General features: G+C 43.6%; 11 protein-coding genes and 1 other annotated feature. Of the genes, 2 read left to right on the forward strand and 9 right to left on the reverse strand.

The window, feature by feature from the left end; all coding sequences use genetic code 11:
- Positions 1-104: 104 nt before the first annotated feature.
- Both leuS and ACZ07B_RS06435 read right to left on the reverse strand, forming a co-directional pair.
- A complete protein-coding gene (gene leuS, locus ACZ07B_RS06430) occupies positions 105-2519 on the reverse strand; it encodes a leucine--tRNA ligase (RefSeq protein ID WP_003246072.1) in 2415 nt (804 codons plus the stop codon).
- 109 nt (positions 2520-2628) lie between these two features.
- Positions 2629-2843: a binding site (T-box leader), on the reverse strand.
- A 102-nt stretch (positions 2844-2945) separates the two neighbouring features.
- Complete coding sequence (locus tag ACZ07B_RS06435; protein WP_003246114.1) at positions 2946-3281, reverse strand: DUF4257 domain-containing protein; 336 nt, start codon at positions 3279-3281, stop codon at positions 2946-2948.
- Between the two features lie 404 nt (positions 3282-3685).
- On the opposite strand from ACZ07B_RS06435, the gene ytvA reads away from it, so the two are divergent.
- Complete coding sequence (gene ytvA, locus ACZ07B_RS06440; RefSeq protein ID WP_004399022.1) at positions 3686-4471, forward strand: YtvA family blue-light photoreceptor; 786 nt, start codon at positions 3686-3688, stop codon at positions 4469-4471.
- 236 nt (positions 4472-4707) lie between these two features.
- On the opposite strand, the gene ACZ07B_RS06445 is transcribed toward ytvA, so the two are convergent.
- Positions 4708-5901 carry an MDR family MFS transporter gene (locus ACZ07B_RS06445; protein ID WP_042977570.1) on the reverse strand — a complete coding sequence of 398 codons (1194 nt, stop codon included), beginning with the start codon at positions 5899-5901 and terminating at the stop codon, positions 4708-4710.
- Between the two features lie 188 nt (positions 5902-6089).
- On the opposite strand from ACZ07B_RS06445, the gene ACZ07B_RS06450 reads away from it, so the two are divergent.
- Complete coding sequence (locus tag ACZ07B_RS06450; RefSeq protein WP_217019387.1) at positions 6090-6836, forward strand: LMBR1 domain-containing protein; 747 nt, start codon at positions 6090-6092, stop codon at positions 6834-6836.
- Between the two features lie 36 nt (positions 6837-6872).
- Here ACZ07B_RS06450 and bceB read toward each other — a convergent pair whose 3' ends face one another.
- The 6 genes from bceB to ytrE form a co-directional block, all read right to left on the reverse strand.
- Positions 6873-8813: a bacitracin ABC transporter permease BceB gene (gene bceB, locus ACZ07B_RS06455; protein ID WP_217019386.1), complete on the reverse strand. Its 1941-nt coding sequence runs from the start codon at positions 8811-8813 to the stop codon at positions 6873-6875.
- Entirely contained in the window at positions 8803-9564 is a 762-nt protein-coding gene (gene bceA, locus ACZ07B_RS06460; RefSeq protein WP_003229137.1) for a bacitracin ABC transporter ATP-binding protein BceA, read from the reverse strand. The genes bceB and bceA overlap by 11 nt, the downstream gene beginning before the upstream one ends.
- Before the next feature lie 101 nt (positions 9565-9665).
- Positions 9666-10670: a two-component sensor histidine kinase BceS gene (gene bceS / locus ACZ07B_RS06465; RefSeq protein WP_015384427.1), complete on the reverse strand. Its 1005-nt coding sequence runs from the start codon at positions 10668-10670 to the stop codon at positions 9666-9668.
- The gene (gene bceR, locus ACZ07B_RS06470; RefSeq protein ID WP_004399109.1) at positions 10663-11358 is read right to left on the reverse strand and encodes a two-component response regulator BceR; all 696 of its coding nucleotides are present in this window, start codon (positions 11356-11358) and stop codon (positions 10663-10665) included. The genes bceS and bceR overlap by 8 nt, the downstream gene beginning before the upstream one ends.
- A gap of 96 nt (positions 11359-11454) precedes the next feature.
- Positions 11455-12765 (reverse strand): ABC transporter permease YtrF, encoded by a 1311-nt coding sequence (ytrF, locus tag ACZ07B_RS06475; protein ID WP_217019385.1) that lies wholly within the window; start codon positions 12763-12765, stop codon positions 11455-11457.
- On the reverse strand, positions 12755-13450 hold the full coding sequence (gene ytrE / locus ACZ07B_RS06480) for an ABC transporter ATP-binding protein YtrE (protein WP_003229129.1): 696 nt from the start codon (positions 13448-13450) through the stop codon (positions 12755-12757). The genes ytrF and ytrE overlap by 11 nt, the downstream gene beginning before the upstream one ends.
- Between the last annotated feature and the right edge of the window lie 14 nt (positions 13451-13464).

Consider the following 13464-nt stretch of genomic DNA (forward strand, 5'->3'; position numbering starts at 1 on the left):
CTATTCACAGTGATCATGTTCAGTATATCAAAGTCAGCTGAACGATTGCTATTCTGAGACTGATGAAAAAAATCCCCTTTTGGCAAAGGGGATTTTTTCTAGGCTTAGTTTGCCACAATATTGACAAGCTTCCCAGGCACCGCGATGATTTTCCGAATCGTTTTGCCTTCAAGCTGCTCTTTGACCTTTTCATCTGCTTGAGCAAGCTGTTCCAGCTGTTCTTTTGTTGCATCGGCAGGAACCTGTAATTTCGCTTTTACTTTTCCGTTCAGCTGAACAACGATTTCAACTTCATCATCCACAAGTTTTGTTTCATCATATACAGGCCAAGCTTCGTAGGCAATTGTGCCAGAATGGCCAAGCTTCTCCCATAGCTCTTCCGCTAAGTGTGGCGCGACAGGAGAAAGAAGCTTCACGAAGCCTTCCATATATTCTTTCGGCAGTTCTGTTGCTTTATAAGCTTCATTAATAAAGACCATCAGCTGGGAAATACCCGTGTTGAAACGAAGGCCTTCATAATGGTCTGTGACTTTCATGACCGTTTCATGATAGACGCGCTCCAATGTTTCACCCGCGCCTTCAACGATTTTGCCATTAAGCTCACCGCTGTCTTCAATAAATAGGCGCCATACACGGTCAAGGAAACGGCGCGCACCGTCTAATCCTGATTCAGACCAGGCGATTGAAGCATCAAGAGGTCCCATGAACATTTCGTACAATCTCAGCGTATCAGCACCGTGAGAGGCCACGATTTCGTCAGGATTGACAACGTTCCCTTTAGATTTACTCATTTTTTCGTTGTTTTCGCCGAGAATCATTCCTTGGTTGTACAGCTTTTGGAACGGTTCTTTCGTCGGCACTACGCCGATATCATAAAGGAACTTATGCCAGAAGCGGGCATACAGAAGGTGAAGCACGGCATGTTCTGCACCGCCGATATACATATCGACCGGAAGCCATTTTTCCAATTTTTCTGGTGATGCCAGCTGATCCGGATTGTGCGGATCAATATAGCGCAAGAAATACCAGCAGCTTCCCGCCCATTGCGGCATTGTATTCGTTTCTCTTCTTCCTTTTTTCCCTGTCTCAGGGTCTGTGACTTCCACCCACTCTTTAATGTTCGCAAGCGGTGATTCGCCCGTTCCGCTCGGTTTGATTTCATCCGTTTTTGGCAAAATCAGCGGCAGCTCCTCTTCCGGGACAGCTGTTGACGTTCCGTCTTCCCAATGAATGACCGGAATCGGCTCGCCCCAATAACGCTGGCGGCTGAAGAGCCAGTCACGAAGACGGTATGTCACTTTCTTCTCACCGTTTTTCGTTTCTTCCAGCCAAGCGATCACTTTTTCAATCGCTTCCTGTTTGTGAAGGCCGTTCAGGAAATCAGAGTTCACGTGCTCGCCGTCGCCAGTATAGGCTGCTTCCTCAACGTTCCCGCCTTTTACGACTTCCTTCACCGGAAGGCCGAATGTTTTGGCGAATTCAAAATCACGCTCATCGTGTCCAGGAACTGCCATGACAGCACCTGTTCCGTATGATGCAAGAACATAATCCGCAATCCAAATCGGCAGTTTTTCTCCGTTTACAGGATTGATCGCATACGCTCCTGTAAATACGCCTGTCTTTGTTTTCGCAAGATCTGTACGTTCTAGGTCACTCTTTGATTGAATTTCTTTGATATAAGCTTCAACAGCTTCTTTTTGCTCAGCCGTTGTGATGTTTTCCACCAATGCGTGTTCCGGGGCAAGGACAGTGTATGTAGCGCCAAACAGCGTATCTGGTCTTGTTGTAAACACCGTAAAGGAATCATCATGTCCATCTATAGCAAAATGAACGTGAGCGCCTTCCGAACGGCCGATCCAGTTGCGCTGCATATCTTTAATGCTTTCCGGCCAATCAAGCTCTTCCAAGTCCTCAAGGAGCCTGTCCGCATAAGCGGTGATTTTCAGCATCCACTGCTTCATTGGGCGTCTCTCTACCGGATGGCCGCCGCGTTCGCTCTTGCCGTCAATGACTTCTTCGTTGGCAAGAACAGTACCGAGCGCAGGGCACCAATTTACAGGCACTTCGTCAACGTAAGCAAGGCCTTTTTCGTATAGCTTTAAGAAAATCCATTGCGTCCATTTATAGTATTCAGGGTCAGTCGTATTGATTTCGCGATCCCAGTCATATGAGAAGCCAAGCGCTTGAATTTGGCGGCGGAAGTTATCAATATTCTGCTTCGTAAACACAGCGGGGTCGTTCCCTGTGTCAAGCGCATATTGTTCAGCTGGCAGGCCGAATGCGTCCCAGCCCATTGGATGAAGGACATCATAGCCCTGCATGCGCTTCATGCGGGACAGAATATCCGTAGCTGTGTATCCTTCAGGATGGCCGACGTGCAACCCAGCTCCAGACGGATAAGGAAACATGTCCAGCGCGTAGAATTTTTGTTTTTCATTATTATCAAGAGTGGCAAATGTTTTGTTTTCAAGCCAATATGTCTGCCATTTCTTTTCTATCTCTTTGTGCTGAAAACTCAAAGTAAAAACCTCCTTCTGATTGAATACGGCGTGTATGGTTCAAGTATTGACGGGAAGGAGAGGATTATATTCAGAATATTCCCAAACTAAAAAAAACTCCCTCATCCCAAAAAGGGACGAGAGACTTTCGTTTTCCCGCGGTACCACCCTCGTTAGCGCGGCATACGCCGCACTCACTTGATACTTTTAACGCAGTTATGCGTCAGCGGCTTTTCACCGCTGCAACTCTGAGGTGAGTTCGGAAACAAACTTGATTGACTTTCACCAGCCGTCAACTCTCTGCAACAATATCTGTTTCTTACTGCTCCTCTTCATTGTTCTTATCGCAACCGTAATCTAACTGTATTTTATAGAATTCTGTTCATAAGTGCAAGCAGGTTTGTATACAATGGGAATGTACCCTGAACGGGCGGAGATTGAGGACAATTATTCGGGTGGAGTTTTGGTTTGACGTTTGGACTCGGCCGGTTCGCCGCCGCTGTTCAGTTCTCTCACAAAGTCAAAACTTCTGAGAACAGCTTCACCGCCGTAGCCTGAGATAATGGATAAGATGACAAGTTGAATTCCTGAATCGGGGTCAGCGGATAATACAAGTAAAATGGAAGCCGTCATGCCGATAAACCAATCTTCCAAAAATCCAAGGTAGATAAACCGCTTCGTCATTCTGGGCTTCTCCAGTCTGCCTCTCTTTTTCACATGACCGAGAATCCCCATGATTCCTCCAATTACACAAGCAATAAGTACCTGATGCAGCATCTTCATCATCACCTTCCTAAAGCCCTTATTTCGTAAAGCGACTTCAGGCCATCCAGCCCCCTTAAACGATTCCGATGATTTTCGATATCTACATACCGGCAAATCTGTAAAAAGCTTGTTTCTTCCATTATATGTGAACACATGATCGGTAAGCTTGATGCATTGGATTCATTTTTCACCCAGTGACATTGACCTAGTCACCTATTTAGCATGCAGAAAACCTTTCCGTTCATATGTTCAAATTCTGTTCTTATTTTTAGTGTATACGAGGACAAGCCCTAATGACAAACAACAAACTGCACTTGCTTGAATCAGAACAAGTGTTGTGCTACGGTTACTGTAGAATTCATTTTTAAAAAGGGGAATATCAGGCTTTCGCATAGCAAGCTGACGGCCTAAGGGGGATTTATATGGCTAGTTTTCAATCATTTGGGATACCAGGACAGCTGGAAGTCATCAAAAAAGCGCTTGATCACGTGCGAGTCGGTGTGGTAATTACAGATCCCGCACTTGAAGATAATCCTATTGTCTACGTAAATCAAGGCTTTGTTCAAATGACCGGCTACGAGACCGAGGAAATTTTAGGAAAGAACTGCCGCTTCTTACAGGGGAAACACACAGATCCTGCAGAAGTGGACAACATCAGAACCGCTTTACAAAATAAAGAACCGGTCACCGTTCAGATCCAAAACTACAAAAAAGACGGAACGATGTTCTGGAATGAATTAAATATTGATCCAATGGAAATAGAGGATAAAACGTATTTTGTCGGAATTCAGAATGATATCACCAAGCAAAAAGAATATGAAAAGCTTCTCGAGGATTCCCTCACGGAAATTACTGCACTTTCAACTCCTATTGTCCCGATTCGCAATGGCATTTCGGCTCTTCCGCTAGTCGGAAACCTGACAGAGGAGCGATTTAATTCCATCGTTTGCACATTGACGAATATCTTATCAACATCCAAAGATGATTATTTGATCATTGATTTATCCGGATTGGCCCAAGTGAACGAACAAACGGCCGACCAAATTTTCAAGCTGAGCCATTTGCTGAAATTGACCGGAACTGAGTTAATCATTACCGGCATTAAACCTGAATTGGCTATGAAAATGAATAAACTGGATGCCAATTTTTCGTCGCTGAAAACATATTCAAATGTAAAGGATGCCGTCAAAGTGCTTCCGATTATGTAAAAAGATCCCGCTCACCCGGCGGGATCTTTCAGATTGTTGACAAAATCCTAAAATGGTTTTCATTTTAGGATTTTGTCATCTTTTCAGCGTGATTGAAAACCCTTGAAGTCTAGGAAGGACGAGCATAGGAGCTGAGCGAATGTTCTAATTCGTGAGCACCGAAGCGCAGGCCTGACAACGAATGCGAGGGTTTGTCGACACGCTGAAAGATCCCGCTCATCCGGCGGGATCTTTTATTATGAAGAGATTGATGCCTGCTTATTTGTTTCTTTAGCTGATTTTAGCCGTTTGTCATATAGAAGCGTTGTGGCAATACTGATCAGCAGCAATACCAACAGAGATAAAACAAGAGCCTTAATGCCGTAATGATCGACAAGCACTCCTCCGAACAGGGGACCAATCATTCTGCCGCCTGTCGCCGCACTGTTGACAAAGCCTTGATAAAAGCCTTCTTTCCCTTTAGGGGCAAGCTGATTGGCAATAGTCGGCACAGCAGGCCAAACAAGCATTTCTCCGATAGTCAGGATCACCATCGCAGCGAGAAACATCGGAAATTGCTTTGCAGTCAGCAGCATGCTGAAAGACACAATAAAAATGATAAAGCCGATGACCATTTGCGCTTTTAGCGACTCGGCCCATTTTTTCACCACAAAACTGACGAGCGGCTGGCCGAGCACAATGAGAATTCCGTTAACCGTCCACAGCACGCTGTATAAGGAAAGAGATATTCCAATGCTTTGTGTGTACGAAGCAATTGTGGTTGACCATTGAGAATAAGCCAGCCATCCCAGTACATAGCCTCCGCTTAAAATGATCAGTGCGGCAAATTTTGCTTTGCTGTTCACAGCATCGTAATCAAGCACGGATGTTTGGGACGCATCTCCCGTCTGAATATTTCGAAATCCGAAATATACAATAAAGAAAAAGACCAGATACAGCGCGGCATTCGCCAAAAATACATATGAAAACGAGAAAGACGCCACGACACCGCCAAGCGCTGAACCGACAGCCACACCTGCGTTTTGCGCGACATATATCGCATTAAATGCCTTCCTTCCCCCTTCAGGCCATACCGATCCTGCCATTGCGTAGCTGGCCGGAAAAACAACACCGGAGCCAAAGCCCACAATCGTCAGCAGCACAATATAGGCTGGCCAATCATGAAAAAAGACAAGGCCCATCAGGCTTGCTAACGTAATGGCTATCCCAAGCATAATCGATTTAAAACCGCCGATTTTATCAAACAAAAAACCTCCGCATAAATTACCAGCCACACTGGCGCCGGAATTCAGCATCAGGACAAGTCCGGCTACTGTTAACGACTTTCCTAAATGATTATGGATATAAATCGTATTCAGCGGCCATAAAAAAGAAGCACCCGTCACATTGATAAACATTCCAATGACTAAAATTTTAAGAGCACGCGGCATACTCATCCCCCTTTCTTACCTAAAAAAGCTCATGAAAAAAACGAAACCTAAAACGGCTCCGTACGAATCCAGTTATCATAGCACATTCATTCTATCTGTCTCTCTCACATTTTTCAACTGATGAACGTGAAAAAATCTAACAAATATTGTTTGAAAAATGTAAAATAAATAGAAAAAGGGGTCATATTATGGAAATGGTATTAGCATTCTTAGGTTTTCTGGCATGTCTCATTTCACTGGGCTATGGATTATATCACCTTGTCAAATATGTACTGAAAAAGGAAAAACGTTTCTCCAAGAGACTTTTTTGGCCGCTTTTCATTGGAGGCCTTGTCCTGCTCTTTACCGGGGCAGCATTGGCAGAACCTGACACTGCCGCAGCAAATGCCGAGAAAAAATATTCAGCGCTAAACGCCGAATATAAAAACCTCACAAAAGAGCACGAAGAACTTGAGAAAGAATATAAATCTGTCAGCTCTGAAGCAAAGAAATTAAAAGACAACAAAGAAGATCAAGACAAGCTTGAGAAGCTTAAAAACGAAAATAGCGATCTAAAAAAGACTCAGAAATCATTAAAAGCTAAGATTAAAGAGCTTCAAGAAAATCAAAAGCAGCTCAAAGAAGATGCAAAAACGGCAAAGGCTGAAAACGAAACACTTCGACAAGATAAAACAAAGCTTGAAAATCAATTAAAAGAGACGGAAAGCCAAACCGCCAGCTCTCATGAAGACACTGGAAGTTCTTCAAACAATACGAGTAAAAGTGATGAAACCAAAACAGCTGACAAAGCAGAAGGCTGTAATATCAAAGGAAGCAAAAACGGCATCTACCACACGCCAGGCAGTACATACTACGACCGGACAACCGATCCGGCTGAAATGTTTTGCTCAGTTGAAGAAGCTGAAGCCGCCGGTTATCGGGCGCCAAAACGATAAACAAAAAGCTCCAGAATGTCTGGAGCTTTTTCTGTTTCACAACGACGATTTAATGACCTTCTTATAATAAAGAACTGACAGAAAACCAAAAATGGAGTAGAGCGCAGTATATAACACCATCACCATAATCATAGGCGCCCATACCTCTGATCCGAATAAGAACCAGCCGGATTGGACGGCAAAGTAACTGTGGAAGAGGCCGACAACGAGCGGAATGCCGAAGTTGTACATTTGTTTGATGTGTATCCCCTTTATCAGGTCGCCCTGCGTAAAGCCGAGTTTTCTTAAAATTGTATAGCTCGGTTTTTCATCTTCACTTTCTCCCATTTGTTTAAAATAAAGGATACAACCTGATGTAATCAGGAACGTTAACCCTAAGAAGCCGACGATGAACATCACCATACCAAACAGTGATTTTTGCGCAGCGCTTGTATCCAGTCTTGATAAATGCTCGTTTTTCTTGTTCACCTGTTGAAAAAGCTCATTTGCTTTTTCCATTTGATCGTCATGTTTCACATTGACGCCGATAAATGTAGATTGCGCCAGCTGAATGCGGGGGTCTTTATCCTTGTCCAGCTGTTTAAACAGGCTGTCATCCACAATGACAGCGGGCATGCCCCCGCTTGTAAACGTGTAGGATACAAGAAACTCTTCTCTTAATCCTTTATATTTTAATGGCTGCGCCTCATGCTTGCTTTTTACTTTAATAACACCAGAGTCCTTGAAAACCATTATTTTTTGCAGCAAGTCGGTGTATCCTGAGAAAACGGCTTCTCCAGCCGCCACATCGACTCCTTTTACATCTTTGTCGCTAACAACAGCAAGCTGCATATTGCCGGGATCGCCCTGCATCTCTTTCGGAGTTCCATCCATGATATTTGCAATGTCAACATTTGCTTGCAGGACAGGTGTTGCTTTTTTTACAAACGAGATGTTGCTTTCACTCAAACTGTTTTCAAATAACTTGGCATCTTTCTCATTCATGAATGAAAAATCAGCCGCTACATTTTGTTCAGCGGTCTTTTCCGACGAGTAATACGAGATGTAAGCAAGAGATAACAGCCCGATGGCGAGCGCTGAAACGGTTGTAATAATCGTCAGCAGCAGCGCGTTCGATTTCATTCTGAACATGATCGATGACAGTGACAGAACCTCAGAAATATTTAAGTAGCCGCCCTTGCTTTTTCGAATGATATTCGAGATAAACGTAACTGATCCTTTATAAAACAAAAACGTCCCGATAATGACGCTCCCCAGAATGAAGCTCATCGCACCAAACAGTTCATTAATGGTCTTAAATTTTCCGCCAAACAGCTCAGAAGACACATAGTATCCTGTCAAAATCAACACGATGCCTAAAGCGCCGATTATCATTTGGAAAAATGATATTTTCTTTACTTTGTCTTCAGTGGAGGACGTTACTTTAAACAAAGATAAAATACTCTGTTTTTTGATAAACGTATAATTCATGATCATGATCAAAAGGTAAATGCCGCAGAACACAATGACCGTTTGGACCAAGGCCTGCTCAGAAAAATGCAGTTTCGCATCCGCTTTGACATCGACAATTTTGAACAGAATCATTAAGACAAGCTTCGATATCGAAAACCCGGCCGCTACCCCGATCGCTAATGAACCGAAATACAGCATGACATTTTCTGCACTTAAGATGCGAAAAATTTTATGCTTCGTCATTCCAATTAATTGAAACAGCCCGATTTCTTTGCTCCGTCTCTTAATAAAAATCGTATTGGCATATAAAATGAAGATCGCCACTACAGCCACAAGCAAAATCGAAGCGGTTTTAATAGCCGCGGCTCCCTTGATTGAAGCCTTCACTTCGTTAATTGCTGGATCATACTGCAGCGTGACAAAGGCGAAATAAAGCGCCACGCTAAAGATGAGCGCAAACACATACAAATAGTAATTCCGGAGATTCTTTTTCAAATTTCGCAGGATGAGCTGATTAATGTTCATGCTGCACCCCGCCTAACACGCCTTGCGTTTTCATAATATCCTGGAAAAACGTTTGCCTGTCCTGGCCCCCTTTATTCAGCTGTGTATACATTTGCCCGTCCTTAATAAAAATGACTCTGCCGCAGTAGCTGGCAGCGACGGGATCATGGGTAACCATAATAATCGTCGCGTTGCGTTTTTGATTGAGCTGGCTCAGCTTATTTAATAGATCGGAGGCCGATTTCGAATCGAGCGCGCCGGTCGGTTCATCAGCGAAAATAATGCTCGGGTCATGAATAAACGCTCTTCCAGCGGATGTTCTCTGCTTCTGGCCGCCGGAAATTTCATTCGGGTATTTATCCCGCAATTCATATATTCCCAGTTCCTTTGCAACTTCCTCAAACTTGCGATTGGCTTCCTTTTTTGATAGTTTCGTGATCGATAAAGGCAGAAGGATATTCTCTTTCACTGTCAATGTGTCTAACAAATTGTAATCCTGAAAGATAAAGCCTAAATGCTGTTTTCTAAATTCAGCCAGCTGCTTTTCCTTCATAGCCGTCATGTCATTTCCATTAATATGAATGGTTCCGTGACTGACCTGATCGATTGAGGACAGAACGTTGAGCAAAGTGGTTTTTCCCGACCCGGAAGCACCCATAATACTGACGAATTCGCCCTTTTCAATGTGAATATCGATGCCCTTCAGCACTTCCTGTTTATTCAGCTTGTTTCCATAACTTTTTCGAATTTTATTCGCTTCTAAAATCACCATTTACGCAGTCTCCTTTATATTGGATAATCTCATTATAAAAAGGAATGCCGGGCTTTTCCTTCGATACGGCGAACAAAAAAGAAAAGCATGTGACATTTTCGTCACACGCTTATGACATGTTCAAATTGATTCCGTATTGGAAAGGTTAATGTAAAAACTGTCCCCGCACCAAACTCCGACTCAACATCAATAAGGATCAATAACGGCGCCGCTGCTTTTTTTGCCAAGTACAGCCCCATGCCAGTTGACGCTTGATCATGGTGATCCGTTGTGGATGTAAACCCTTTATCAAAAATACGCGGTACATCTTTTGGATCAATGCCCCTGCCACAGTCTTTCACTTGGAGCTGCGTCTGTTCCCCTTTTTGAAAGCTTTTGATCTCGATTTCAGAGGCTTCGCTGTATTTCACCGCGTTTGTCAGCAGCTGCCTGATGATAAACGCCAGCCATTTTGCATCGCTCAGCACTTCTTTGGCATCGAGCTGTATGTCAAAACCGATCCCTTTTTGGATACACCACGATTGTAAATCTTTGATTTCTTTAAAGATCAAAGGCTGAAGCTGAATGAATTCTACTGACAGGTCGTTTTCAATAAATGAAATGCGTTTTTGATGAAGCTGCTGATCAAGAAGCAGGTGAATACGCAGCCATTCATATGACAGCTGGGATTTCAGTGCTTTTTCTTCCATTCTATCAATGATTAAATGCATCGCTGTTAATGGGGTTTTGACCTCATGGATCCATGCCATCAGCTCATCTTTTTCATTTTCCAATGCTAAGCGATGCCGTGCTGCGGTCTGCTTCAAGTGTTCTGTTTGCCCGGCAATGCTTCTTTCAACCATTGCTTCAAACGGCGTTTCCGGTTCATTTATGGCTGTCACATCGAGATTGTTCTCCCATGTTTTCAAGCTTTTATAAAACGCTGTTTCTTTCCGATAGCGGAACCAAAGGAATATGATAAAAAACAAGATGCACAAATACACCATATAAAGTACATTCCCGAATGATATGGAAGGATCGACAAAAGCAATGAACAGCATCAAAGCCTGCTGAAACAAAAACGCGGCAATCCAGCTCCGCCTTTCGATAAGGAATGCTTTAATCATAAAACTTGTCCTCTTCCTTCGCGATGTAGCCCTGGCCCACCTTTGTCTCGATATATGCGCCAAGCTGCAGGGCGTCCAGTTTTTTTCGCAGGCGATTGACATTGACGGTCAGCGTATTATCACTAACAAAACGCTCATCGTTCCACAAGCTTCTGATCAGCTCTTCCCGGCTGACGATCTTGTTTTTTTGCTCTATTAATTGTTTTAGAATGAACATTTCATTTTTGGTCAGTTCAACAGATCCTTTGTCATTGCTGACGAGGTTCTGCTCCGCGTCTACAGCAGCGCCGCACCACGTTTTAATCGTACTCGGCTCCGTATTATAATGGTGCACACGCCGGAACATCGCTTGGATTTTCGCGATCAGCACATCAAAATGAAATGGCTTTTGAATAAAGTCATCTGCCCCGAGCTGCATAGACATCACCATATCAGCAGGATGATCCCGGGAGGATAAAAAGAGAATCGGAACATTTGACCGGGAGCGGATCAGCCGGCACCAATGAAAACCGTCAAATTTAGGCAGCTGTACATCAATAATGACACAATCAGGATTAACCGCCGCAAATTCCTGCAGCACCTGACTGAAATCCTGAATGCCGTATACATCATAGGACCATCCCGTTAAACGATCCTTGATTTCATGAAACAGCGATTCATCATCTTCAATCAGCAAAAGTTTAAACAATCAACTCACCGCACTTTTTCCTTTTTTATCAAGTGTATAGCAAAACGCCAGCATGCGCTATAGAAAAAGCCGGCTGTTTCAGCCGGCTCGTTCGCATTATAATTCTCTTCTCAACGCTGTCAGCACGTTGGTTTTGGTTGCTTTTCTCGCCGGGTTCATTCCGGAAATGACTGCGACCCCTCCGCAAATCACAACGGCAATGATCACAAGGCTCGCCGGGATGTAGGAGAATGTGTAATTCAAGTCGCCCGCATCGCCTCCGCTTGTGGCCGCGAGAATCATCGGAACGGCCAGGTTGACAAGGTAGCTGACGCCGTAGGAAATGATAATTCCAATCACACAGCCTAAAATCCCGATATACGCGCTTTCCATCAGGAACATTCGGCGAATGATAGACGGACTCGCCCCAATCGCTTTCATAATGCCGATCTCTTGCGTTCTCTCTGTCACCGCCATCGTCATCGTGTTAAAAATGCCGATCGCTGAAATGATAACTGCGATACATCCGACAAAGATCAGTCCGATTTTGAAGACCATGAAGAAGGTGTTGGCCCCCTCAAGTTCGGTAGTCACTGATGTGACATAGTACCCGTCATCTGTTAGATCATTTGTCAGCTGTTCCACATTCTCAAACTTATCAGCAAAAACGCCAATCTTAGTTTCAACATTTCCGTCTTTGAAATCTAAGAATTCCGAAAAATCTTTTTTGAATTGATCACTGATAAAAATGTTTGAGTCCTCCATCCAGTCTTGAGATGGTTTTTTTGTAATACCGACAATTTTAAAGTCATATGTTTTTGTTTTTATAACATCCCCTGTTTTAGGATCTGTCTTCGATACACTTAGTTCTATTGTTTTGTTCAGAATATCTTTCGTATAGCCCTTTGGTTCTTTTATATCTTCTGGAGTTCCTTTTGCTTCCTCGATTTTTTTGTTATAATCTTCCGATTCTTTTTTCGTTAATAATCTCTTTGCGAAGTCGTATCCTACTACGATTTCATTTTCCGACTTTGCGACTCTTCCCTTTTCCAATTCCATATTGGCCTTTAATTCATCATTCATATTAGTAAAAATGAGATTTGAGCTTTCATTTGTACGATTGCCTAAAGTAGCTTTGTTTGGTTCATACACTTGCGTTCTTTCTACAACTGACCTTACGTGATCATACTTCTCTAAATCAGCTTTTTTAATAGGCTTGTCTCCTTCCTTGCCCATTACACTGACTTTCGTTACAACCTGCTGGCTCATTGTCATATCTGTAATTGTCTTTTGAATCCCAAACCCAACGGACGACAGCACAACCAAAAACGCACACGCCATTGTTGTTGCAAGAATCGTCATAAAGACGCGAAGTCTGTTTTTCTTCATATTTCTTCTGATAAAATGAACCTGATCCTTAAACCTCAACGGTAATTCCTCCTTTTAGCACACCATCATGAAGCTGAAATTTTGAATGTCCGATAGAAGCGACTTCATCATCGTGAGTAATGATCACAAATGTAATGCCACGCTCACGATTCAGCTGCTGGATCAATTCCAGCACTTCATGTTCCGTTTCTGAATCAAGGCTTCCCGTCGGCTCATCCGCTAAGATAATCGAAGGATTTAAAATCAACGCTCGAGCAATACTGACACGCTGCTGCTGGCCGCCTGACAGTTCATTCGGATAATGAGCGGCGTGGTTTTCCAGACCGACGCGTTTCAGCATGTCCTGCACCTTTTGCTTCCGCTCAGATGGCTTGATTCCTTTTAACGCCAGCGGCATTTCCACATTCTCATACGTCGTTAAGCCCGGAATGAGCTGAAAGCTTTGGAAAATAAACCCGAAATGGTCAAGCCGAAATTGCGCCCATTCCTTTTCATTAAACCCCGTAACATCAGTGCCATTAATGACAATCCGCCCTTTTGTCGGCGATATGTAGCCGGAAATCAAATTCAAAAGCGTTGATTTCCCTGAGCCGCTTCGCCCGACAATACAGGCGATCTCACCTTTCGCCACGCTCAATGAAACATCCTTCAATACTGGAACTTCATTCTCACGGCCCTTTTTTCCGATCGTGAAAGAATGGTCGATATGCTGAACATCAATCATATGTTCTCTCTCCC

It is taken from the genome of Bacillus sp. 9.4 (genome assembly GCF_055486415.1).

Coding starts and splice junctions, on each gene's coding strand:
- ytvA (WP_004399022.1), top strand. CDS start 3,686: ATGGCTAGTTTTCAATCATTTGGGATACCAGGACAGCTGGAAGTCATC.
- ytrE (WP_003229129.1), bottom strand. CDS start 13,450: ATGATTGATGTTCAGCATATCGACCATTCTTTCACGATCGGAAAAAAG.
- bceS (WP_015384427.1), bottom strand. CDS start 10,670: ATGATTAAAGCATTCCTTATCGAAAGGCGGAGCTGGATTGCCGCGTTT.
- ACZ07B_RS06435 (WP_003246114.1), bottom strand. CDS start 3,281: ATGAAGATGCTGCATCAGGTACTTATTGCTTGTGTAATTGGAGGAATC.
- bceB (WP_217019386.1), bottom strand. CDS start 8,813: ATGAACATTAATCAGCTCATCCTGCGAAATTTGAAAAAGAATCTCCGG.
- ACZ07B_RS06450 (WP_217019387.1), top strand. CDS start 6,090: ATGGAAATGGTATTAGCATTCTTAGGTTTTCTGGCATGTCTCATTTCA.
- ACZ07B_RS06445 (WP_042977570.1), bottom strand. CDS start 5,901: ATGCCGCGTGCTCTTAAAATTTTAGTCATTGGAATGTTTATCAATGTG.
- bceA (WP_003229137.1), bottom strand. CDS start 9,564: ATGGTGATTTTAGAAGCGAATAAAATTCGAAAAAGTTATGGAAACAAG.